Annotated in this window: 16 protein-coding genes and 1 pseudogene; 9 read left to right on the top strand and 8 right to left on the bottom strand. The window is 70.8% G+C overall.

The window, feature by feature from the left end; translation table 11 throughout:
* Positions 1–504 precede the first annotated feature (504 nt).
* The 8 genes from NUT86_RS28970 to NUT86_RS28935 all read left to right on the top strand — a co-directional run bounded on the left by NUT86_RS28970 (position 505) and on the right by NUT86_RS28935 (position 10882).
* Positions 505–4227: a sensor histidine kinase gene (locus tag NUT86_RS28970; RefSeq protein ID WP_159485993.1), complete on the top strand. Its 3723-nt coding sequence runs from the start codon at positions 505–507 to the stop codon at positions 4225–4227.
* Between the two features lie 9 nt (positions 4228–4236).
* Positions 4237–4650, top strand: a complete 414-nt coding sequence (locus NUT86_RS28965; protein ID WP_018087200.1) for a roadblock/LC7 domain-containing protein — start codon at positions 4237–4239, stop codon at positions 4648–4650.
* Positions 4651–4751: 101 nt separating this feature from the next.
* Positions 4752–5162 (top strand): DUF742 domain-containing protein, encoded by a 411-nt coding sequence (locus NUT86_RS28960; RefSeq protein WP_018087201.1) that lies wholly within the window; start codon positions 4752–4754, stop codon positions 5160–5162.
* Positions 5143–5736 (top strand): GTP-binding protein, encoded by a 594-nt coding sequence (locus tag NUT86_RS28955; RefSeq protein ID WP_018087202.1) that lies wholly within the window; start codon positions 5143–5145, stop codon positions 5734–5736. Before NUT86_RS28960 ends, NUT86_RS28955 begins: the two co-directional genes overlap by 20 nt.
* A 401-nt stretch (positions 5737–6137) precedes the next feature.
* Complete coding sequence (locus tag NUT86_RS28950) at positions 6138–9224, top strand: sensor histidine kinase (protein ID WP_167540510.1); 3087 nt, start codon at positions 6138–6140, stop codon at positions 9222–9224.
* 10 nt (positions 9225–9234) lie between these two features.
* Positions 9235–9648, top strand: coding sequence for a roadblock/LC7 domain-containing protein (locus NUT86_RS28945; protein ID WP_018087204.1), 414 nt, complete (start codon positions 9235–9237; stop codon positions 9646–9648).
* An 84-nt stretch (positions 9649–9732) separates the two neighbouring features.
* Positions 9733–10323: a DUF742 domain-containing protein gene (locus tag NUT86_RS28940; RefSeq protein ID WP_026169206.1), complete on the top strand. Its 591-nt coding sequence runs from the start codon at positions 9733–9735 to the stop codon at positions 10321–10323.
* Positions 10304–10882 carry a GTP-binding protein gene (locus NUT86_RS28935; protein ID WP_073447656.1) on the top strand — a complete coding sequence of 193 codons (579 nt, stop codon included), beginning with the start codon at positions 10304–10306 and terminating at the stop codon, positions 10880–10882. Before NUT86_RS28940 ends, NUT86_RS28935 begins: the two co-directional genes overlap by 20 nt.
* A gap of 142 nt (positions 10883–11024) precedes the next feature.
* Here NUT86_RS28935 and NUT86_RS28930 read toward each other — a convergent pair whose 3' ends face one another.
* The 4 genes from NUT86_RS28930 to NUT86_RS28915 all read right to left on the bottom strand — a co-directional run bounded on the left by NUT86_RS28930 (position 11025) and on the right by NUT86_RS28915 (position 17078).
* Complete coding sequence (locus NUT86_RS28930; RefSeq protein ID WP_018087207.1) at positions 11025–11681, bottom strand: DUF4360 domain-containing protein; 657 nt, start codon at positions 11679–11681, stop codon at positions 11025–11027.
* Positions 11682–12567: 886 nt separating this feature from the next.
* Positions 12568–12774 carry an acyl-CoA carboxylase epsilon subunit gene (locus NUT86_RS28925; protein ID WP_018087208.1) on the bottom strand — a complete coding sequence of 69 codons (207 nt, stop codon included), beginning with the start codon at positions 12772–12774 and terminating at the stop codon, positions 12568–12570.
* Between the two features lie 56 nt (positions 12775–12830).
* Positions 12831–14414, bottom strand: a complete 1584-nt coding sequence (locus NUT86_RS28920) for an acyl-CoA carboxylase subunit beta (protein ID WP_018087209.1) — start codon at positions 14412–14414, stop codon at positions 12831–12833.
* A 216-nt stretch (positions 14415–14630) separates the two neighbouring features.
* Positions 14631–17078, bottom strand: coding sequence for a polysaccharide lyase 8 family protein (locus tag NUT86_RS28915; protein WP_274738306.1), 2448 nt, complete (start codon positions 17076–17078; stop codon positions 14631–14633).
* 241 nt (positions 17079–17319) lie between these two features.
* Here NUT86_RS28915 and NUT86_RS28910 point away from each other — a divergent pair, with 241 nt between their 5' ends.
* On the top strand, positions 17320–17958 hold the full coding sequence (locus NUT86_RS28910) for a YceI family protein (RefSeq protein WP_274740653.1): 639 nt from the start codon (positions 17320–17322) through the stop codon (positions 17956–17958).
* A gap of 15 nt (positions 17959–17973) precedes the next feature.
* On the opposite strand, the pseudogene cimA reads toward NUT86_RS28910, so the two are convergent.
* From cimA to NUT86_RS28890, 4 genes and pseudogenes are all read right to left on the bottom strand, one after another.
* Positions 17974–19599 (bottom strand): annotated as a pseudogene (gene cimA / locus NUT86_RS28905) (citramalate synthase); the annotation flags it as partial.
* Between the two features lie 281 nt (positions 19600–19880).
* On the bottom strand, positions 19881–21278 hold the full coding sequence (locus NUT86_RS28900) for a S28 family serine protease (RefSeq protein WP_274738305.1): 1398 nt from the start codon (positions 21276–21278) through the stop codon (positions 19881–19883).
* Positions 21279–21377: 99 nt separating this feature from the next.
* On the bottom strand, positions 21378–22709 hold the full coding sequence (locus tag NUT86_RS28895; RefSeq protein WP_018087214.1) for an MFS transporter: 1332 nt from the start codon (positions 22707–22709) through the stop codon (positions 21378–21380).
* Between the two features lie 126 nt (positions 22710–22835).
* Positions 22836–23453: a TetR/AcrR family transcriptional regulator gene (locus tag NUT86_RS28890; RefSeq protein ID WP_018087215.1), complete on the bottom strand. Its 618-nt coding sequence runs from the start codon at positions 23451–23453 to the stop codon at positions 22836–22838.
* Between the last annotated feature and the right edge of the window lie 28 nt (positions 23454–23481).

Genomic DNA, 23481 nt, shown 5'->3' with positions numbered 1-23481 from the left:
AAGCGCGCTATTCCCTGCGAAGTGCGGGGAGACTCAATGATCTTCCTGTGAGTTTGCTCACGAAGTGTGTGACAAATGCCGCATTTCCCATGATCAACAACCTTGGGCGAATCGGACAATGGCGGATTGAAGTGCACGTTCCGCTCCCGATCACCGCACCTGGGACAGCCTGGAGGGGCGGACGACTCGCGGATAAAAGTCCGTTATCGACGGGCGAACCTTCTACAAGTCGTGACGCCGTCCGTACATTGCGTCACCCAAGTCACAGTGCGGGACTCCGCTCTTGTTGGAGATCCTGCACTGTGCTGGAATTCCACGGACCGCCGCACGTTTCAGCCGGCGCGCAGGGCGCAACGAAGCGCCGCGCGGTGGTGCCGTTCTCTTCCACCGGAGAGATCAGCCCGCCGGTCATTCACGACCGCCATGGGGGGACTTAGCGGTCCCCCATACGACTCGACACCGTCCCGCCGAGGTGGGACGCCTGGTCCAGAGGTTGCGACGCTAGTGCAGGGACGTTTCAAGAGGGATGGCAGCGCTGCGGCGGACCCGGAGCTGCGCGGCGGAACCGACCGCGCCTCCTCGCCCCAGCGCGCCCAGGGCAACGGTTCCGCCGGGGGCAGCACGCTGCCCGTCGACGGAGGCGGCCAGGCGCCGGGCAATGACGCCGCGGACAGCGGTAAGCCCAAGGCGTCGAAGGGGGCCAGTGGCCCCGGTTCGCGAATAGCGCTGCGCAACTGGCGCATCAGCACCCGTCTGGTCTCCCTGCTCGCGCTGCCCGTGGTCGCCGCGACCACCCTGGGTGGCATGCGCATCGGCACGTCGCTGGAGAACATCGACCAGCTCGACAAGATGCAGCTGCTCACCGAGATGACCCGGCAGGCGACCGAGCTCGCCGACGCGTTGCAGGTGGAGCGGGACAAGTCGGCCGGTCCGCTGGCCGGCAGCGGGAACGCCAAGGACGACGCCAACGTCGTCGCCCCCCGGGAGGCGACCGACCGCGCCCGGCTGTCGTTCAACCAGGCCACCGATGACATCCGGGGCCAGGACGCCACGATGACCGGTGTCCGGGCGACCGTCCTGGAGATCACCCGCCAGCTCAACACCCTCAACGAGATCCGCAACGGCGCCTACAAGGACGAGGACAACTCGGCGCGGACCATCACCAGCTACAACCAGCTGATCAACTCGCTGCTGTCGCTCTCCCAGGACATGGCGCAGGCGACCAGCAACCCCGAGATGATCCGCAGTACCCGTGCGCTGGCGGCGTTCTCGTCGGCCAAGGAGTACGCGTCGATCCAGCGCGCCCTGGTCAGTGCCGGCCTCGCCCACGAGGGCGGCCCGCAGCTGTCCTCCAACGACCGGCTGGCCGGCCGTAACGCCGAGGACAACGAGAAGGCGGCCCGCGACCGCTTCTCGCAGATCTACACCAGCAACGGCGAGAACAGCGCCGGCGCGCTCACCCGCGGTCTGGACGGCAACAACGACGAGATCAAGGCCGCGGTCGCCTTCGCGCACCGCGCCTTCGCCAGCGGCTCCGGCATCCGCAGCCAGGACTACCGCTACCTCGACTGGTACGACTCCGACACCGTCAAGGTCGACGAGATGTCCCGGATCGAGACCACGCTGCTCTCGGAGATGGAGCAGAAGTCCCGCGAGCTGCGCAACGAGGCGACCCAGACCGCGATCATCAGCGGTGCGCTGATCCTGCTCGTCCTCGGTGTCTCGCTGGTCGGCGCGTTCGTCGTGGCGCGGTCCATGGTCCGCTCGCTGCGCCGGCTGCAGGACACCGCGCAGAAGGTCGCCCAGGACCGGCTGCCCGAGCTGGTCAAGCAGCTGTCCGAGTCCGACCCGCAGGACGTGGACACCTCCGTCGAGTCCGTCGGTGTGCACAGCCGGGACGAGATCGGCCGGGTGGCCGCGGCCTTCGACGACGTGCACCGCGAGGCGGTCCGCCTCGCCTCCGAGCAGGCGCTGCTGCGGGGCAACGTCAACGCGATGTTCACCAACCTCTCGCGCCGTTCCCAGGGTCTGATCCAGCGTCAGCTCTCGCTGATCTCCGAACTGGAGTCCCGCGAGGCCGACCCGGACCAGCTGTCCTCCCTCTTCAAGCTCGACCACCTCGCCACCCGCATGCGCCGTAACGGTGAGAACCTCCTGGTCCTCGCCGGTGAGGAGCCGGGACGCCGGTGGACGCGGCCGGTGCCGCTGGTCGACGTGCTCCGTGCCGCCGCCTCCGAGGTGGAGCAGTACGAGCGGATCGAGCTCAACGCCGTACCGCAGACCGAGGTCGCGGGCCGGGTCGTCAACGACCTCGTGCACCTCCTCGCCGAGCTGCTGGAGAACGCCACCTCGTTCTCCTCGCCGCAGACCAAGGTCAAGGTCACCGGCCACGCCCTGCCCGACGGCCGGGTGCTGGTCGAGATCCACGACACCGGTATCGGCCTGTCGCCCGAGGACCTGTCGTCCATCAACGAGCGGCTCGCCAGCCCGCCGACCGTGGACGTCTCGGTCTCCCGGCGCATGGGTCTGTTCGTGGTCGGCCGGCTGTCGCTGCGGCACGGCATCCGTATCCAGCTGCGGCCCTCCGACTCCGGCGGCACCACCGCGCTGGTCATGCTGCCGGTGGACCTCGCCCAGGGCGGCAAGAAGCCGGCGCCGAGCAACGCCAAGGGCGGCTCCGGCGACCACGGCGGCGGGCAGTCCAGCCGGCTCGCGGGGCTGCAGCCGCGCGGTCAGGTCGGTTCGGGCCCCTCGGCCGGCGGGCGCCCCGCGCTGCCCGGCCGCGGTGGCCCCGGCGGCGGTGCGCCGAACGCCTTCGGTGCCCCGGCGCCGTCCGGCCGTACGGCACCTCCCGGCGCGAACCCGCCCGGTGCGGGCTCCCCCGGTGCCCCGGCGCAGGGCGGCGACGCCCGCCCGGCCGCCGGCCGCCCCTCCGGCTCGCGTCCCTCGCTGCCCACCCGCGGCGCGGACAACGGCCCGGCGCCCACCGTGGCCCCGCCGACCGGCGCACCGCGCCGCGAGGAGCGTCCGCAGCTGCCGGCACGCGGTGCCGCGGCCGAGCTGCCGGGCGGTCCGCCCGCCGGCGGTCAGGGCGGCCAGGGTGCACAGCAGTCGGGCGGTACGAGCTGGGGTGCGCGCCGTGACCGCGGCGCCTCCGACGACTGGCCGCTGGCGCCCCGCGAGACCCAGGACCGGCCGCGTGGCCACGAGGAGCCGGAGACCACCGGCAGCTTCGAGCGGCCCGCGCCGGGCGGCGGCCCCGGTGACACCGCGGCGTTCGCCCGTCCCGACTTCAACGGTCCGCCGCCCGCCGCGGACGGCTCCCGGGGCGGACAGCGCCCGCAGGACGCACGTCCGGCCGGCCAGGGCGCGGGCAACGGCCCCGGCGACACCGGGCAGTTCGCCCTGCCGGGCGGAAGCACGGGGCAGTACGAGACCGGTCAGTACGAGACGGGCCAGTACCAGCGGCCCGACAGCGACACCGGGCAGTACCAGCGGCCCGACAGCGACACCGGCCAGTACGACACCGGGCAGTTCGACACCGGCCAGTACCAGCGGCCGGACGCCGACCGCGGCGCCTACGCCGACGAGTCGCAGGGCACCGGGCAGTTCCCGGTGCAGCAGCCGCAGGACAGCGGTGCGCCGTCCGCCGATGTGCTCGGCGACGCGGACGCCGGTCCCGGTGACGGCCGTACGCCGATCTTCGACACCATCGAGTCCGACTGGTTCAACCACCCGGCGGCCGCCGCTGCCGGTGTACCGCCCCAGGGCGCCGCCGAGCCCGAGGCACCGCGGCTGCCGCGCCGCGGGGCCGCACAGGACGGCGAGGCACGCAACGACACGCGCAACGAGGCCCCGGTCAACGGCGCGCGTCACGACGCACCGGTCAACGGTGCGCGCAGTGCCGCGCCGGCCGAAGCCGCCTCCCAGTGGCGCAGCTCGCCGAACGACGAGACGTGGCGGCAGGCGGAGCAGATCCGCCAGCCCGCCGCGGGCGGTATCACCACCTCCGGACTGCCCCGCCGGGTCCCGCGCGCGAACCTCGTCGCGGGCACCGCGCAACAGCAGCAGTCCACCCAGAGCGGTCCCCAGGTCTCGCGTGCGCCCAGTGATGTGCGCGGGCGGCTGACCAATCTCCGTCGGGGTATTCAGCAAGGCCGGCAGGCCGGGACGTCGTCCACCGGCACCCACGGCATTGTCGATCCCACTCACCAGCAGGAGCGTTAGTTGAGTCCGATGAGCCAGGCGGCGCAGAACCTGAACTGGTTGATCACCAACTTCGTGGACAACACCCCCGGGGTGTCACACACGGTGGTGGTCTCCGCGGACGGTCTGCTCCTCGCCATGTCCGAGGGCTTCCCCCGCGACCGCGCCGACCAGTTGGCGGCGGTGGCCTCCGGCCTGACCTCGCTGACCTCCGGCGCGTCCCGCATCTTCGAGGGCGGGACGGTCAACCAGACCGTCGTGGAGATGGAGCGTGGCTTCCTCTTCATCATGTCCGTCTCCGACGGATCGTCGCTGGCCGTACTGGCGCACCCCGAGTGCGACATCGGCCTCGTCGGCTACGAAATGGCTCTCCTGGTCGACCGCGCGGGGACGGTACTGACGCCGGATCTGCGCGCCGAACTGCAGGGCAGCCTGCTGCACTGAACGGCGTCCGCAGCGCCGCTCCGTCCAGCACCAACCATCCATGTGCCGCACCCCCCACCGGCCCAACCCGACGACAGTCAGTTGTCCCGCCCGGAGGACCCATGACCCCGCCACCCGCCACTTCCGACCCGTATGGCGCTTATGGCCAAGCGCCGTACGGGAACGAAGGTGACCAGCCGCTGGTGCGCCCGTACGCCATGACCGGAGGCCGGACCCGGCCGCGCTACCAGCTCGCCATCGAGGCGCTGGTCAGCACGACCGCCGACCCCTCTCAGCTGCCCGGGCTGCTGCCCGAGCACCAGCGGATCTGCCACCTGTGCCGTGAGGTGAAGTCGGTCGCCGAGGTCTCCGCCCTGCTGCACATCCCGCTGGGTGTGGCACGGATCCTGGTCGCGGACCTGGCGGAGGCCGGGATGGTGGCGATCCACCAGCCCGGCGGCAGTGGCGAGGCCGGTGGCACGCCGGACGTGACCTTGCTCGAGAGGGTGCTCAGTGGACTTCGCAAGCTCTGACAGCGGTTCGGACGGGAATACGGCCCGCGCCACGACCTCCGCCAAGATCGTGGTGGCGGGTGGCTTCGGCGTGGGCAAGACCACCTTCGTCGGGGCCGTATCGGAGATCAACCCGCTGCGCACCGAGGCCGTGATGACCTCCGCCTCGGCGGGCGTCGACGATCTCAGCCACGTCCAGGACAAGACCACGACGACCGTGGCGATGGACTTCGGCCGGATCACCCTGGACCAGGACCTGATCCTGTACCTCTTCGGTACGCCGGGTCAGGACCGCTTCTGGTTCATGTGGGACGACCTGGTCCGTGGTGCCATCGGCGCGGTGGTGCTGGTCGACACCCGCCGTCTCGCCGACTGCTTCCCGGCCGTCGACTACTTCGAGAACAGCGGACTGCCGTTCGTCATCGCCCTCAACGGCTTCGAGGGGTACCAGCCCCATACGCCCGACGAGGTGCGTGAGGCGCTGCAGATCGGCCCGGGGACGCCGATCATCGCCACCGACGCCCGGCACCGCAACGAGGCCAAGAGCGCGCTCATCACGCTCGTGGAGCATGCGCTGATGGCGCGGCTGCAGTAGTCCGCGCACCGGCCCGCACCGGATCCGGTGCGGGCCGCACGGCAGTTGCCACCGGCGGGGCTGCGCCCGCCTGCCCCGGACCGGATTCCGGCATCCGTGAGTGGATCTGTGTCCTTCGACACGCCCACAATTTTGCTTCATAACGTTTCGACAGTGAATCAGCTGGGTTTCGACACCCCGTGCGCACATCCGGCTTCGCTGCGCTCACAATTCTCCTGCATTTTGGCGCGGCTCGCCCTTAACGCCCCTTTTATCTCAGGCCCTTTCGCGCCTCCTCCGCCTTTACCCAGTGTTTGGAACGCACCGCCCTGACGTGCTGAAATTCGCTGAACTCCGGAGTAGGAACGCCCAGAAGAAACGGCACAGCAAGACAGTGCCGGCGCCGAGAGGTTGTTGGTCGAGTGAGGCGAAGCAAGGCGAGCCCCGAGCCGCAGGAACCGCGGCGGGGCAACTTCACCCCGCCACCCAGAGGTGGCCTACCGGCTTCCGACGCGCCCGAAAATACGGTCGCGAAGCCTCCGGTCAGTGGCGGAAAGTACTCCCCGCGCAACTGGCGCGTGGCGACCCGCCTGAACGCCATTCTGCTGATCCCCGTGGGGCTCGCCCTGGTCTTCGGCGGTCTGCGGGTGGACAGCTCGTTCGCCACATGGCAGGAAGCCCAGGACGCGGAGAACACCGCGAAGCTCGTTCGCGCCGCGCTTTCCTACAGCAATGCCCTGATCGACGAGCGGGACCGCACCGCGGCGCCGCTGCTGAAGGGCAAGAAGGACGACCCGGCCGTGCTGGGGGCGCGTGACGCCACCGACGCCGCCGCCGACAAGTTCCACCAGGTCGCCAAGTCCATGCCGGACAAGCCGGGTCTCAAGCGCCGTCTCGCCTCGTTCGAGAAGGCCGAGCCCAAGCTCCAGCAGCTGCGCCAGGCCGCCTACACCTCCAAGCTGCGCGGTGTGCAGACCGAAGAGGGCTATGTCGAGGTCCAGCACCCGCTGATGGAGTTCGCCAACGAACTCGGCCTGGGCACCGGCAACATCACCTCCTACGGCCGCACGGTCTACGCCGTGGCGCTGGCCAAGGCGGCGGAGTCGCTGGAGCGCTCCATCGGCACCCACCTCCTGGTCGACCCGGCGTCCCCGCAGGGCGGCAAGGAGCACAAGCTTCAGCTCACCGCCTTCGCGTCGTACCGCTACCTGGAGGGCATCGCCATCGGCGAGTACACCTCCGGCGGTACGCCCGAGGACGTCGAGCGCCTCAAGAAGGACGCCGCGGGGCTCAAGCAGGCCGCGCAGCAGAAGGTCGCGCGGGCGAAGGAGCAGGCCCAGGCCGCCGGCCGGCCGTTCCGCGCCCCGCCGTCGATCGACCAGATGGGCACCCAGATCGCCACCGGCGCCGCGCCGGAGTCGCTCGGTCTGCGCGGCATCACCTCCGACACCTACTTCGCTGCCGCGACCGGCAAGTTCGACATGTACCGGTCCATCGAGAAGGACCTGTCGGACAAGGCCGTGAACGAGGCGGCGCAGATCGCCGAGGACGCCCGCCAGTCCACCTTCGTCGACTCCGCCATCGTGCTGGCCGCGCTGATCATCGCCTTCGTCGTGGCCGGTCTGATGGCCCGCCGGATGAGCCGCAACATGCGCGAGCTGCGCACCGCGGCCTTCGGCATCGCCGAGCAGCGGCTGCCGATGCTGGTCGACCAGCTCTCGCGGACGGACCCGGGCCGGGTCGACACCCGTGTGCAGCCCATCCCGATCTCCACCACCGACGAGATCGGCGAGGTCGCCCGCGCATTCGACCAGGTGCACCGCGAGGCCGTCCGGCTCGCCGCCGAGCAGGCTCTGCTGCGGGGCAACGTCAACGCGATCTTCACCAACCTGTCCAGCCGTAACCAGGGTCTGATCGAGCGCCAGTTGGAGCTGATCACCGACCTGGAGAACAACGAGGCGGACCCGGACCAGCTGGAGAGCCTCTTCCGGCTCGACCACCTCGCCACGCGTATGCGGCGCAACGGCGAGAACCTCCTCATCCTCGCGGGCGAGGAGCCCGGCCGCCGCTGGAACCAGCCGGTGCCGCTGGTCGATGTCCTGCGGGCGGCGATCAGTGAGGTCGAGTCCTACGAGCGAATAGACCTCACCGGCGTCCCCGAGAGCGAGATCCACGGCACCGCCGTGACCGACCTCGTGCACCTGCTGTCCGAGCTGCTGGAGAACGCCACCACGTTCTCCTCCCCGCAGACCAAGGTGCGGGTGGCCGCGACCCGGCTGCCCGACGGCCGGGTGATGATCGAGATCCACGACAAGGGCATCGGGCTCACCCCCGAGGACTTCGCGGACATCAACCACAAGCTGGCGAACCCGCCGAGCGTGGATGCCGCGATCTCCCAGCGCATGGGCCTGTTCGTGGTCGGCCGGCTGGCCGACCGGCACGGGATCCGGGTGCAGCTGCGCCCCTCCGGCGAGCAGGCGGGCACCACGTCGCTGGTCATGCTGCCCGAGGCGATCACCCACGGTGGTGGCGGCGAGGAGCAGTTCGAGGACGACTTCACGGTGTCCCGGATCGTGCCCGAGCACCAGCACGCGGCGTACGAGAGCCAGCAGCGCACCGCCGCCGAGCTGGGCTTCGACGACAGCCGCTACGGCCGTGCGGACGGCGCGGAGCTGGACATGATGGGCCGCTCGATGCTCCGCGAGGAGCGCCGGGCCGCCCTGGAGGCCCAGGCCTCAGGTGAGCAGGGTTCCGAGTACCAGCAGGACGAGCGTCCGCTCTTCCGTGACGAGGTGTCGTCCGGCGGCGCGTACCAGGACTACCCCGCCCAGGCATATGCGGAAGCCGATCAACCGCTCTACGACGACCGGTCCCACGGCAACCAGGCATTCGGCGAGTCGAGCTTCGCGGAGACCACGGGCCAGCAGCCCTACGTCTCCCACGAGACGGCACAGCCGGACGAATGGGCCGAACGCCCCGCATTCGGGGGCTACTTCGGGACCGAAGCGGAATCTGACCGGAATACAACTGCCGCTCCCGCTGGCGCCGCTGAGCGCGTACCATTCGAGCGTCCGGGCCCCACACCGAGCGACGCCTCATCGCTGACGGACGCCGGCCTTCCGCGCCGCGGAGGCCGCGACCAGCAGGCACCCCAGGTGCACGAGCAGCGGAGCGCGCCGGAGACCGGCCAGGACGGCTCGGACTGGCGCAGCTCCAACGACGAGCGCTGGGAGCGGGCGGAGCAGCTGCGTGAGCCGAAGGCGGGCGGAGTCACCTCTTCCGGCCTCCCCCGGCGGGTGCCCAAGGCCAACCTGGTCGAAGGTGCAGCGGAGCAGACCCCACAGGGCGGCCCCCAGGTCTCCCGCGCCCCGGAGGACGTCCGCGGCAGGCTGAGTAACCTGCGCCGCGGTGTCCAGCAGGGACGCAACGTCGGCACGGACTCCTCCGGGGTCCCCCAGAATGACCAACAGGGCTTCGGCCCCGGCAGCACCTACGATCAGGAGCGTTAGTGTGAGCCCGATGAGCCAGGCGGCGCAGAATCTGAACTGGTTGATCACCAACTTCGTGGACAACACCCCTGGGGTGTCCCACACGGTCGTGGTCTCCGCGGACGGTCTCCTCCTCGCCATGTCCGAGGGTTTCCCTCGTGACAGAGCCGATCAGTTGGCGGCGGTGGCCTCCGGCCTGACGTCGCTGACCTCCGGCGCGTCCCGCATCTTCGAGGGCGGTAGCGTCAACCAGACCGTGGTGGAGATGGAGCGTGGTTTCCTCTTCATCATGTCCGTCTCCGACGGATCGTCGCTGGCCGTACTGGCGCACCCCGAGTGCGACATCGGCCTGGTCGGCTATGAGATGGCCCTGCTGGTCGACCGCGCGGGCACGGTACTGACGCCGGATCTGCGCGCCGAACTGCAGGGAAGTCTTCTCAACTAAAAGACAGGCAGTGCGTTTCCCGCCACCGCGCCTTATGGTTCGGTGGCGCGACCGGCGTCAGACAGGCAAGTTGGAGGAGGAGACGTGGCAACGCCCCCGAGCGGATACCCGTATGGTTCCGGGCAGGAGTCCGGGCCTGTGGGCGAGACCCATAACAACCGCTTCAACTTCCCGTCTGCGCCGAGCCGCCGGCCGCAGCGGCCCCCGCAGCAACAGCCCCGGCCGTACGACTCCCAGCCGTACGAGCCGTCGGTGTACGACCAGCCCCAGGCACCGCGCATCCAGCCGGTGCAGCCGCGACGGCGCGCGCCCGAGCCCGCCCCCACCGGTGCGAACAACCCGCTGGTGCGCCCGTACGCCATGACCGGAGGCCGGACCCGGCCGCGCTACCAGCTCGCCATCGAGGCGCTGGTCAGCACGACCGCCGACCCCTCCAAGCTGCAGGGCCAGCTGCCGGAGCACCAGCGCATCTGCCACCTCTGCCGTGAGATCAAGTCAGTAGCCGAGATCTCCGCGCTTCTCTCCATCCCCCTCGGCGTCGCCCGGATCCTCGTCGCCGACCTGGCAGAGGCCGGACTCGTCGCCATCCATCAGCCCGGCGGGGACGAGACCGCCGGCGGACAGCCAGATGTGACACTGCTCGAAAGGGTGCTCAGTGGACTTCGCAAGCTCTAGCGGTGCAGCCCGCTCCACCACCTCCGCGAAAATCGTGGTGGCGGGCGGCTTCGGCGTGGGCAAGACCACGTTCGTCGGGGCCGTCTCAGAGATCAACCCGCTGCGCACCGAAGCCGTGATGACCTCCGCCTCGGCGGGCATCGACGACCTCACGCACGCGCCGGACAAGACGACCACCACCGTGGCCATGGACTTCGGCCGGATCACCCTGGACCAGGACCTGATCCTGTACCTCTTCGGTACGCCGGGTCAGGACCGCTTCTGGTTCATGTGGGACGACCTGGTCCGTGGTGCCATCGGCGCGGTGGTGCTGGTCGACACCCGCCGTCTCGCCGACTGCTTCCCCGCGGTCGACTACTTCGAGAACAGCGGACTGCCGTTCGTCATCGCCCTCAACGGCTTCGACGGACATCAGCCCTACACGCCCGACGAGGTGCGTGAGGCGCTGCAGATCGGCCCGGACGCGCCGATCATCACCACCGATGCGCGGCATCGCAGCGAGGCCAAGAGCGCGCTCATCACGCTCGTGGAGCACGCGCTGATGGCGCGGCTGCGCTAGCAGGACGCGTCCGGGCTCCCCCGTGCCCGCACGCGCGCAACGACGAAAGGCCCCCACACCGTTTTCCGGTGCGGGGGCCTTCGTCGTGCCGTTGGGGCCCGTTACGCACCGGTGTACGGGCCCCTGGGACGGTCACCCGCCGTCAGCGGCGCCCGGGGCACTCCTTCCATGCGAAGTGGTACAGGGTGTTGATGCTGCCGTCGGTGGAGTCCATGGCCATGTAGCTGGTGGTCTTGGGGTCCGCGGACTTGGCGTCCACCCGCATCTCTGTGTTGATGTTGAAGTAGCGCTCCTCGCCGCAGGGTGCGTACACCAGCGCGTCGATGTCGGTCTCGTCCGAGGTCTGCCAGTTGGAGTCGTAGGGGCCGGTGAAGCTGTGGCTCTTACGGGCCGTCTGCTGCTGGCCCTGGAAGTAGTAGCCGGCCGTCTCCAGCCCCTTGGCGCCCGGGGCCAGGGAGGCGTAGCCCCGGTAGTCGGCCCGGGCGATCGCGTAGGTGAAGCCCTGCGGGACATGGACGTTGAGCGCGATCTGGCAGTTCTTGCGGGAGTCGGTGGGCTTGCTGCCGCTGCCCGCCTGGGCGAGGTATTCGCTGTACGTGACGGTGAAGGCGGTGTTGTCGGGGGCGATGGCCACCGCGGCGCTGCCGGGTCTGCAGCCCGAACCGTTGACCGTGGCGACGGTAATGGTGATCTTTCCGGTCGGCGGGTCGTCGCCGAACCGGGCTGTGGTGGTGGGGGATGCCGATCCGGTGAGGAGCAACGATGCCACTGCGGCACCAGCACTGAGCGTGCTGAGCATGGGCTTTCCTTCCGGTCGTCCTAGGCCCGCGGGGCGGGAACACCAGGAGATGGGATGACGAGCGCATGCCAGCATGGGGATCGCGGCTTGAACAGCTCTGCTCCCCAGGGTTGAGGCGAACCTACGCCTTGATCCGGACGCGACATGCCAAACCGGAACACCACGTCCGAAAAAGGGGGTTGCCGTTGGCTGGGGCCGGTGCGGGGTTGCCGTGGGCTGGCGCCGTTTCGCCTACGGGTTGTGGGTGGTGGGTCGGAGGGGACGCCCGGTAACCCTCCCCCAGCCTTCGGCCGGGAGGTGCCCCCACGGCGCGGGCGACGCGGGTCCCAGAGGTTCTTCACCCCGTTGTTCGCTCCGGGTCCTGCGGGCGGCTCACCGGACATCCCCTCCGACCGCCGTACGTACGCGGCTGACCCGCCGTACCGATCACCGTTACGACCAATCCGCGGCACCCCTTGGCAGGGAACTGGCCGGACCGCCCGCAGATGGGGCGCGGCCAGGGTCTGGGCCGTAACGGACGGTGTCACCGGGCCGCAGCCGGCAACGCTGAACGGTTGGAGGGGATGTACCGGTGCCCGCCCGCAGGACTGGAGCGAACGCCGGGGTACTCAATCGCACGTAGCCGCGTCGCCCGCGCCGAGGACGGGTACCGGTGCGTCCCCTCCGACCCCCGCGGCAACCACGCACCCCGCAAAACCCCAGCCCCCACCACGCCGCACCGCCCAGAAGCAAGTGACGGATCGGCCGCGCCACGAAGGGGCGCGGGGAACTGCGCGACCAGCCACCACCCACCCGCAGACAAACAACGGCCACGCCACCCCAAACAACCGCGAGGGACCCCGCACCACCGCAGGGCCCCTCGTCGGAAACAGCGCGCGTCAGCGCGTTACCGCTGCCAGCTGGTCGCCCCATGGAAACCGTTCTGACGCTCCAGGCGCCGCCAGCGCGCCGCGGTGGCGTGCGGACGGGCCGGGGCGGCCGCCGGCTGGTGGGCGGCGCGGGCCAGCAGGACGGCGGTCAGGGCGGCGAGCTCTTCCTCGCTGGCCTGGCCCTTCTCCACGCGGATGGGATCGGTGCGGTGGGCAGGATTCACGGTGTCTTCTCCGTCGTCGCGGTGGGCGTGGTGCCGGGTGCGGGTGCGGGGCGTGGCTACTGGGGCGGGTTGCCGTGCTTGCGCGCGGGCAGGTCCGCGTGCTTGGTGCGCAGCATCTCCAGGGCGCGGATGAGGGTGTGGCGGGTTTCCGCCGGGTCGATGACGTCGTCGACCAGACCGCGCTCGGCCGCGTAATAGGGGTGCATCAGCTCGGACTTGTACTCCTTGACCATGCGCACCCGCATGGCCTCGGAGTCGTCCGCCTCGGCGATCTGCTTGCGGAAGATGACGTTGGCGGCGCCCTCGGCCCCCATCACCGCGATCTCGTTCGTCGGCCAGGCATAGGTGAGATCCGCACCGATGGACTGCGAGTCCATGACGATGTAGGCGCCGCCGTAGGCCTTGCGCAGGACGAGGGAGATCCGCGGAACGGTCGCGTTGCAGTAGGCGTAGAGCAGCTTGGCGCCGTGCCGGATGATGCCGCCGTGCTCCTGGTCGACGCCGGGCAGGAAGCCGGGGACGTCGAGCAGGGTGACGATCGGGATGTTGAAGGCGTCGCACATCTGGACGAAGCGGGCGGACTTCTCGGACGCCTCGATGTCCAGCACACCGGCCAGCGACTGCGGCTGGTTGGCGATGATGCCCACCACGCGGCCGTCGAGCCGGGACAGCGCGCAGATGATGTTGGTCGCCCAGCGCTCGTGGACCTCCAGGTACTCGCCGTCGTCGACGATCTCCTCGATGACCTTGCGCATGTCGTACGGGCGGTTGCCGTCGGCCGGGACCAGGTCCAGCAGCGCGTCACCGGAGCGGTCGGCGGGGTCCTCGCAGGGCACCGTCGGCGGGTTCTCCCGGTTGTTCGCGGGAAGCAGCGAGAGGAGGTAGCGGACCTCTTCCAGGCAGGTGGCCTCGTCGTCGTACGCGAAGTGGGCCACGCCCGAGGTCTCGGCGTGCACATCGGCGCCGCCCAGGCCGTTCTGGGTGATCTCCTCGCCGGTCACCGCGCGCACCACGTCGGGGCCGGTGATGAACATCTGCGAGGTCTCGCGGACCATGAAGACGAAGTCGGTCAGGGCCGGGGAGTAGGCGGCACCGCCGGCGCAGGGGCCGAGCATGACGGAGATCTGCGGGATGACACCCGAGGCCTTGGTGTTGCGCTGGAAGATGCCGCCGTAGCCGGCGAGCGCGGAGACACCCTCCTGGATACGGGCACCGGCGCCGTCGTTCAGCGACACCAGCGGCGCACCGGCCTGGATGGCCATGTCCATGATCTTGTGGATCTTGGTGGCGTGGGCCTCGCCCAGCGCACCGCCGAAGATCCGGAAGTCGTGCGCGTAGGTGAAGACGGTCCGGCCGTGGACGGTGCCCCAGCCGGTGATCACGCCGTCGGTGTAGGGCTTCTTCGCCTCCAGGCCGAAGCCCGTCGCCCGGTGCCGCCGCAGCGGCTCGACCTCGTTGAACGAACCCTCGTCCAGCAGCAGCTCGATCCGCTCGCGGGCCGTCAGCTTGCCCTTGGCACGCTGCGCTTCGGTGGCACGCTCGCTGGGGCCTCGCCGAACCTGCTCACGGATGGCGTGCAGTTCGGCGACGCGCCCGCGGGCGTCGTTGGCGCCGGCGGGCACATCTTCGACAGTGGTCATGTATCGACGGTACGTGGGCGAGGCGCCGCACACCGATGTCGGTTTCGTACAACGTCGCATGCGATTTGGTGGGCAGGCAGCACAGAACCGTGCTGTACGCGCCCTGCGTCCCGGCCTCCGTTCGGGTGGCGGAGCCGTTCGGCGTCTGTATGGGCCCCACAAACAGCGACGGCGCGCTGTTGTCGTGACCGGCTGGTCGGGCGGGCCGGTTTCCGGTCACCGCAACCGCACGGTGCAGGTGTGGGTGGCGCAGCTCGTACCGGGGGTCAGGCGCAGTCGCAGGGCCCGCCCGGTGGCCAGTACCTCGATCGCCGGGTCGTGGGTGAGCACCGCGCGCACCGGCCGTGACCAGGTGATCTCCAGGGTATCGCCGGAGCGGTCGGGGGCGGCGAGGCACAGCCGGGCCGTGCGGCCGCGGCCCGCCGGCCGCCCGCCCGGCCGCTCCCGGACGAGCACGCTCGCCGGGCCGCTGCTGGTGAGCGGCCCCGCGCCGCCCGCCCGCCAGAAGTTGGCGGCCGTTACGCCGAGCGGGTCGACGGCGATCGCCTGCCGGCCCGCGTCGTTGGCGAGCACGGTCAGCCAGCGCCGGTCGGCGGCGCGGGCGGCGAGGGTGCGGGCGGTGGCGCCCGGCATGAGGAGGTAGGCGTAGCCGGCGTCGGTGGGGTCGGTGCCGTGGTCGTGCCAGAGGGTGAGATAGCGGCGGGTGAAGGGCTGCGGGGAGGAGGTGCTGTTGATGTCGTGCCAGGAGCCGGTGCGGGCCTCGCGCAGCGCCTTGAGGGGGGCGCCGCCGGGGGATCCGAGGAAGACCCAGCCGCCGTGTCCGGCGAGGTGGGCCCAGTGGGCGCGGCGGAAGGCGGTGGTCTCGCCGAGTGTGCCGGGCTGCGGTACGCCGTCGACGGTGAGCGCCGCGGCGCCGGACTCGCCCAGGCAGCGGTTGTCGACGACGGTCTCGGCGGGCACCCCGTCGCGGGCGGTGATGCCGGCGCCCAGGCAGACGACACAGTCCGCGAGCGCGAACCAGGACTTCCGGGCGGTGAGGGTCGAGGCAAGACCGCGCAGGTCCTGTCCGAGGGCGGCGAATTCCCCATCGGTGGTGCCGCCGACCCAGCGCGCGGCGGGTTTGGGCTCGCCCCAGCCGCCGCCCTCGTTGTCGGCCAGCCGCTTGGTGGAGACGGTGGTGCCGGGGAGCCGGTAGGGGTCGACGGTGGGCCAGAAGGCATCCGTGTACTGGTCGCCCCCGAAATCCGCGCCCCACCAGGAGAGCATGCCGGCGCCGGTGTGCCAGCCGCGCGGGTTCTCGCCGTTGCCGTTCTCGTAGTACGCGATGCGGTCGGAGGCCATGGCCAGGCCGGCGGCCCAGCCGGGGCGGCGGTGCACGGCGCGGTCCATGGCGGGGAACAGCCGGTGGCCGACGGGTTCGGGGGCGGGGGCCGCGGAGCTCGCGGCGATCGTGTGGAGCCGGGCGAGGTCGGCGACGGTGTACTGCCGGTCGGTGAGCACCGGCAGCGTACGGTCGCGGGCGATCCAGCCCTTGATCATGCCGTGCCAGCGGTCCCGCTCGGCGCTGCTCGCGCTCCGGGCGAGCAGCGCGACGGCGGCGATCAGCGCATGGCCGTGGTAGTGGTCGCTGCGCAGCACATGCCGTTCGTCGCTGCGCAGGTAGCCGCGGCTGATGGCGCGGCCGTTGACGAGGTCCATCATCAGGCCGTTGTGGAGCAGCGGGGCCCAGGCCCGCTCGACGCTGTCGAAGATGATCTGCCGGGCCGGGTCGGTGATCTGCCAGGACGAGCCGCCGAGCAGGGTGAACAGCCGGCCGAGGCCGTCCAGCAGGACATAGCCGTAGGTACCGGAGTAGGCCACCCAGGTGTGCTGGATGAAGGAGCCGTCGGCGTAGAGGCCGTCGCCCTTGGTGACGTACGGGAAGACCGGTGAGAGGGCGTCACGGGCCAGGGCGATCTTGCCGGGGGCGCGGCCGAGGACGCCGCGCAGCGCGACCACCCGGCACAGGTCGACGCGGTTGGCGCCGGTGCTGGTCCCGGTGTAGTCGCCGAGCAGGGTGTCGGGCACGAAGTGGTCGACGGCGGCCAGACAGCGGCCGCGCAGTGCGTCGCCGAGGCCGCCGGGCAGCCGCTCGTCGAGGAGCGCGACGGTGTCGAGCAGGAGTCTGGGGCTGCCGATCTGCCACTCCCACCAGTTTCCGTAGCGGGTGGTGGCGGTGTTGTAGACGGTGGCTTCGAGGTGGCCGAGGCCGGTGACAAGGGTTTCTGCGAGGCCGGGGTCGCCGGTGCGGCCGGTGCCGGGCTGGGAATAGGCCTGGGCCATGGTGTGCAGCCGGCTGTAGCTCTGGGTGATGCCGGACGGCGGGTCGTAGCGGCAGTCGGGCCAGAGGGAGCCGGCCTCCGGGCGCATGCTCGCCTGGAAGGTGCTCGCGAGGGCGCCGGTCTCCTGGAGGGCGGCGGCGTAGGGCGGGGCGGTGGGGTCGAAGCCGGTGCCGAGGGCGAGCTCGCACCAGCGGCGGCGGAGGGTGGCGAACTCGTCGTCAGCCGGTGCGGCCGTCCCGGGGGTGGCGTGTGCGGGGCCGGCGGCGAGGCCGAGCGCACCCGCGGTGGAGGCGGCGAGAAATCCTCTGCGTGACCAGACGGGCAGGGCGGGGACTGGTGGCACGGTCGGTCCTCTCCACGGCGTCAACTGGGCGGTGGCGCTGCGCACTTGGGAGTTCCCGATGGTCTAGCACGGGCCGCCGCCGAGCGGCAATGACCGCGCCGGACCACCGGCCGCCACCCGTCCGGCCGAGCCCGGCCGAGGAGAGAGGTTGAATGTTGAACCAGATGGGGTTACGGTGAATCTCGTTGAAGCTTAAACAAAACCTCGCGCACACCGAGTGCACCGTCTTTGAGGAGGAGCCATGGCTCTGTTCAACCGCAAGCGCACCGCCGACACCGTCGGCAACACTGCCCCCGCCGCCACCGCTGCCGTCCTCGACGCGGACCCCGCGCTCGCGGCGCTGACCGGCGACTACACCATCGACCCGGCCCACAGCAGCATCGGCTTCACCGTCCGGCACGCCATGGTCACCAACGTCCGCGGCGCATTCGGCACGTACGAGGGCGCGCTCCGCCTCGACGGCTCCGACCCGTCCCGCTCCACCGCGTCCCTCGACGTCACGATCGCGAGCATCGACACCGGGATCGCGGACCGCGACAACCATCTGCGCAGCGCCGACTTCTTCGACGCCGAGTCCTTCCCGCTGATGACCTTCCGCAGCACCGCCGCCGAGCGCGTGGACGGTGACCGCTACCGCATCACCGGCGACCTCACCCTCCGGGACGTCACCAAGCCGCTCACCATCGACCTGGAGTTCCACGGCTCGGCCACCGATGTCTACGGCGCCGAGCGGGTCGGCTTCGAGGGCAGCGCCGAGATCCTGCGCTCCGACTGGGGCCTGACCTGGAACGCCGCGCTGGAGACCGGCGGCGTCATGGTCAGCGACAAGGTCAAGCTCCTCTTCGACATCTCGGCCGTCAAGGCGGCCCCGCAGGCCTGAACGGCTCCGCCACATGACCGCGGCCCGCAGCAGCCCGTACGCATAGGCGTCGTCCAGGGCCTGCCAGGACGCGGCGATGACGTTCTCCGCGACCCCGACCGTGGACCATTCGCCCCGGCCGTCGCTGGTGGAGACCAGGACCCGGGTGATCGAGCCGGTGCCCAGGGCGCCTTCCAGGATGCGGACCTTGTAGTCGACCAGCTCCATGTGCGCCAGCTGCGGATAGATCCGCTCCAGCCCCACCCTCAGCGCCCGGTCCAGCGCGTTGACCGGGCCGTTGCCCTCGGCGGTGGCGACGATCCGCTCCCCCTTCGCCCACAGCTTCACGGTCGCCTCGTTGGCGTGCGTACCGTCCGGGCGGTCCTCGACGATCGCCCGCCAGGACTCCACCGTGAAGTAGCTGCGCGGCCGGCCGCCCTCCGCCCGCTGCAGCTCGGCGCGGAGCAGCAGCTCGAAGGACGCGTCGGCGGCCTCGTACGTGTAGCCCGCCAGCTCGCGCTCCTTGACCCGCTCGACGACCCGGCCGACCAGCTCGCGGTCGCCGCTGAGATCGATGCCCAGCTCCTTGCCCTTGAGCTCGATGGACGCCCGGCCGGCCATGTCGGAGACCAGCATCCGCATGGTGTTGCCGACCAGCGCCGGATCGATGTGCTGGTAGAGATCCGGGTCGATCTTGATGGCGGAGGCGTGCAGTCCGGCCTTGTGGGCGAAGGCGGAAACCCCCACATAGGGCTGGTGGGTGGAGGGCGTGAGGTTGACGACCTCGGCGATGGCGTGCGAGATCCGGGTGGTCTCGGCGAGCTTGCCGTCGGGCAGCACCTGGCGCCCGTACTTGAGCTCCAGGGCGGCGACGACCGGGAAGAGGTTGGAGTTGCCGACCCGCTCGCCGTAACCGTTGGCGGTGCACTGGACGTGGGTGGCGCCGGCGTCCACCGCGGCCAGGGTGTTGGCGACGGCGCAGCCGGTGTCGTCCTGGGCGTGGATGCCCAGCCGCGCGCCGGTGTCCGCGAGGACGGTCCGTACGACGGCGGTGACCTGCGCCGGGAGCATCCCGCCGTTGGTGTCGCAGAGCACCACGACATCGGCGCCTGCCTCGCTCGCGGTGCGGACGACCTGCTTGGCGTAGACCGCGTCCAGGGCGTAGCCGTCGAAGAAGTGCTCACAGTCGAGGAAGACCCGGCGGCCCTGTGCCCGCAGATACGCGACGGTGTCCCGCACCATCGCGAGGTTCTCCTCGGGGGTGGTGCGCAGCGCCAGTTCCACATGCCCGAGATGGGACTTGGCGACCAGCGTGATGACCGGGGCCTGGGACTCCAGCAGCGCGGCGACCTGCGGATCGTCCTCGACGCGGACACCGGCCTTGCGGGTGGCGCCGAACGCGACCAGCTGGGCGTGCCGGAAGTCGATCTCCTCGCGGGCGCGCTGGAAGAACTCGGTGTCGCGCGGGTTGGCGCCGGGCCAGCCGCCCTCGATGAAGCCGACGCCGTATTCGTCGAGGTGCCGGGCGATGGTCAGCTTGTCGGCGACCGTGAGGTTGATGCCCTCGCGCTGTGCACCGTCGCGGAGCGTGGTGTCGAAGACGTGGAAGTCGTCGGACACCGCGCCGGCGGGCCGGGGGGAGGGTTCGTGTGCGTCCGTCATGCTGGTCTGGCTCCTGTCGGGATCTCGGTCTACCGGAATAACCGGTTCCACCGTCCCTCCATGATCCCTCGCGCTCCGCCTCCGGTGGGTGTGGGCCGGAAACGAAAAAACCTCTCGCGGGTGCGAGAGGTCTGCGCGCGGGTCTGGGACGACGGTGGCCACGCCGTACTCGGTTCGTACGGGGCGGTCACTGCGGACCGGCGCGCCTGCTGCCAATAATCATGGCGAACGAGAGCACGGTCCGCAGTGTGCCACACCCCCGGGCCGGACACGCGGAAGTCTCACGATGCGGGCGGACTGTCCACGGCGGCCCAGCGGCGGAGCGCGGCGGTGGCCCGTGCGCGGTCCCGGGACGCCAGCTTGTCGATGCTCGCGAGGTGGTTGGTGTGCGGGGCCAGGTAGACGTGCGCGTCGCGGCTGCCCTTGCCGGTACGGAAGGGCTCGGCCCGGGTGGGATCGTTCTCGCCGTACACGAAGAGCAGCTCACTGCCGTGCCGGCGCACCCAGCGGTCGATGTCGGGCATGGCGTCCGGCTGGAACCGCAGCGGAATGCTGCGCGGCACGTAGGTGCGCATCTCCTGGAGTCCGGGGTGGCGCAGCATTCCGGCCAGGTGCGGGGAGGCGAGCGAGACGAAGCCGAGCTGGGTGCCCAACTGGTAGTAGGACGCGGTGACGGGGGCCAGGTGGCGGTCGGCGTAGGCCGGGAGACGGGTCACGCCTTCGAACCAGGTGTACAGCGCGTCGCCGGCGGCGGAGGGCCGGGGGATGCGGCCGCAGTCCTCCGCCTCGTCCTTCTGCATCCAGAAGTGCAGGGGCAGCTGCAGCGCGGCGAGTTCCAGTACCCGGTCGGCGCTGCCGATGGTGCGGAACGTGTAGCCGTGGCCGGCGGCCCAGCGGGTGAGGCGGCCCGCCATCTCCGCCCGCCGGGTCCCCAGCAGCGCGCGCTGCACCGCCGTGAGCGCGCTCCGGCAGGCGGGGTTGCCCACCCGCCGCAGGAAGCGGTCCTCGGCGGTGTCGTCCCGGTCGTCGGTGTTGTCGGGTGCCGAGTACGCGACGGAGCCGGCCACGTCGTGCGGGTGGAAGCGCCGGTGGTAGACGGTGGCCATACCGCCCTTGCTGCCGCCGGTGGAGATCCATGCGGCGCGGTAGACCTTCTTGAGGGCCCGGATCAGCCGGTGGTGATCGCCCGCCGCCTGCCGGATGTCGAGTTTCGACCAGTCGGTGGGGCGGGGGCGGGACGTGCCGAAGTACCGCTGCTCGACGCTGATCTGGTTGCCGTCCACGATCCGGGTCGGCTCGGCCCGGAACCCGGGGTCCTGGTAGGTGAGGTCGTAGCCGTTGGTGTACAGCACCATCGGCCGGGCGGTGGACCGGTGGAGCAGCGACAGCCGCTGCTCGAAGCTGCCCCTGCCGGGGTGCCGGTGGTCGACGGGCTGGCGGTAGACCAGCGCGAAGGAGCGGTAGCCGGCCGGGGCGGGGTTCTCCTTGATCACCCGCATCCCGGGTACGGCCGCGAGCCTGGCACGGAGGTCGTCGGCGGCCGGGCGGGACGCGGCCGGGGACGCCGTGGCCGGGTGCGCCCCGGCGGGCCGGGCGGCCGCCACGGGCGGCGCCGCGACGCCTGAGGCCAACAGCCCCGTCAGCAGCAGCGGCAGAAGTGAACGCCTGGTGTTCTTCATGCCGTCCAGCCAAGCCGCCCGGCGCCGGACACGGATCCCCCGAGAACGGCAAACGGCCTCCCCCGGGCGGGGGAGGCCGTTTCGGCCGGGACGGAATCCTCAGTCGGCGACGGGTGCCCCCACCCGCCCCCGGTCGGTTCCCGCGGCCTCGTCCTGCTTGCCGACCCGGTGCAGATCGATGGACCGGGTCTCGCGCATCGTGACGTAGACGATCAGCGAGACCGCGGCGCAGCCGGCGACGTACCAGTAGTAGCCGGACTCGATACCGCCCTCCTTGAACCACAGGGCGACATACTCCGCGGTGCCGCCGAACAGCGCGTTGGCGATGGCGTACGGCAGGGCCACCCCCAGCGCGCGGATGCCGGTCGGGAACAGCTCGGCCTTCACACAGGCGTTGATCGAGGTGTAGCCGGTGACGACGACCAGGGCGAGCAGCGAGAGCCCGAGGGCCGGCCAGAAGCTGCCGGCGTGCTTGAGCAGCGTCATGATCGGCACGGTCAGGAACGTCGAGCCGACCGCGAAGGTGATCAGCAGCGGACGGCGGCCGATCCGGTCGGACAGCTTTCCGGCGAGCGGCTGGATGCACATGAAGATGAACAGGGCGCAGAAGCTGACCAGGGAGGCGGTCGGCTTGGGCAGTCCGGCGCTGCCCGAGAGGTACTTGGTGAGATAGGTCGTGTACGTGTAGTACGCGACCGTGCCGCCCATGGTGAGCGCGATGACCAGGAACGCCTCGCGCTTGTGGGCCAGCAGCGCCTTGAGGGTGCCGCGTGCCGGGTCGGCGTTGGCGCTGTCGTCCGCGGCGTACACCTCGGTCTCCAGCATGTTGCGGCGCAGGTAGAAGACGATCGCGGCGCCCAGCGCACCGATGATGAACGGGATCCGCCAGGCCCAGCTGTGCAGCGCGTCCTCGGACAGGGTGCGCTGCAGCACGATCTGCAGGCCGAGGCCGAGCAGCTGCCCGGCGGTCATCGACACGTACTGGAAGCTGGAGGCGAAGCCGCGGCGGCCGGGTGCGGAGGCCTCGGTGAGGTAGGTGGCGCTGGCCGCGTACTCGCCGCCGACCGACAGCCCCTGCAGCATCCGCGCGATGAGCAGCACGGCCACGCCGCCGTAGCCCGCCACCCCGTAGGTGGGCGCGACGGCGATCAGGACCGCCGAGGCGGACATCAGCGTGACGGTCAGCGTGAGCGCGGCCTTGCGGCCCCTGCGGTCCCCGACCCGGCCGAGCACCCAGCCGCCCACCGGGCGCATGAAGAAGCCCACGGCGAAGATCCCCATGGTGTTCATGAGGTTGGCGGTGTCATTCCCCTTCGGGAAGAACGAATCCGCGAAATAGACCGCAAAGCTCGCATACACGAACCAGTCGAACCACTCGACCATGTTGCCGGCCGAGCCGACCCAGATCTTCTTCCATTGCTCTCGTCCCATAGCCGGTTACGGTCGCGGACCCGGAGGCCCTGGGCAAGAGCGCGGGCGGCAACGATCGTGGGTACTTACGTGCGTTGTGGTCATGGGGCGGGCGCGACCCCGGCCCGACGGGGGGCCGTGCCGGGGTCAGCTCTCCCGGGCGGACAGTGACTCGTCCAGGAATTCCCGTATGTGGCCGCGCACTTCTTCCCGTTCCGTGCCGGGGAGGCCGACGACGAGCTGGGAGCCGAAGCCGTCGAGCAGGGCGCGGGTGCGGGTGGCGAAGCGTTCGGCGTCGACGGGGCGGAACTCACCCTTCGAGATGCCCTCGACGAGCAGGGCCACCAGGTCGCGGTGCCAGGCCAGTTCGAGTTCCAGCTGGCGTTCGCGGGTCTCGTCGTCGGCGTTCTGGGAGCGGTTCCACACCTCCAGCCACAGCGTCCAGCGCGGGTCGCGGTGGCCTTCGGGGAGGTAGAGGTCGACGAGGGCGTCCAGCCGTTCGCGGGCCGGGACGCGGCGGGAGAGGGCGGCCCGGCGCTCGGCGCCGAGCTGCTCCTCGCTCCACTGGAGGGTCTGCAGCAGCAGCTCGTCCTTCGTACCGAAGTAGTAGAGGATGTGGCCGCTGCTCATGCCGACCTCGCGGCCCAGTCCGGCCATGGTCAGCCGGTCCAGGCCCTCCGCGGCGATGGTCGCCATCGCCGCGGCCAGGACCTGCTCGCGGGGCTGGTTGAGCCGGCGCCGGGGACGGCGCGCGGGACCGGGCACGGGGACCTCCGGGGTCGGCTGGGGCGGG

Origin of the sequence: Streptomyces sp. G7(2002), from assembly GCF_028870195.1 — a bacterium.
In the GTDB taxonomy this organism is placed as follows: Bacteria; Actinomycetota; Actinomycetes; order Streptomycetales; family Streptomycetaceae; genus Streptomyces; species Streptomyces nigrescens.
This window is presented reverse-complemented; position numbering and strand designations above follow the sequence as displayed.

Bases quoted from the DNA above. Each gene is read 5' to 3' on its own strand.
- NUT86_RS28900 (WP_274738305.1), bottom strand. From the start codon at position 21,278: ATGAAGAACACCAGGCGTTCACTTCTGCCGCTGCTGCTGACGGGGCTG.
- NUT86_RS28895 (WP_018087214.1), bottom strand. From the start codon at position 22,709: ATGGGACGAGAGCAATGGAAGAAGATCTGGGTCGGCTCGGCCGGCAAC.
- NUT86_RS28920 (WP_018087209.1), bottom strand. From the start codon at position 14,414: ATGACCACTGTCGAAGATGTGCCCGCCGGCGCCAACGACGCCCGCGGG.
- NUT86_RS28960 (WP_018087201.1), top strand. From the start codon at position 4,752: ATGACCCCGCCACCCGCCACTTCCGACCCGTATGGCGCTTATGGCCAA.
- NUT86_RS28910 (WP_274740653.1), top strand. From the start codon at position 17,320: ATGGCTCTGTTCAACCGCAAGCGCACCGCCGACACCGTCGGCAACACT.
- NUT86_RS28965 (WP_018087200.1), top strand. From the start codon at position 4,237: ATGAGCCAGGCGGCGCAGAACCTGAACTGGTTGATCACCAACTTCGTG.
- NUT86_RS28930 (WP_018087207.1), bottom strand. From the start codon at position 11,681: ATGCTCAGCACGCTCAGTGCTGGTGCCGCAGTGGCATCGTTGCTCCTC.
- NUT86_RS28945 (WP_018087204.1), top strand. From the start codon at position 9,235: ATGAGCCAGGCGGCGCAGAATCTGAACTGGTTGATCACCAACTTCGTG.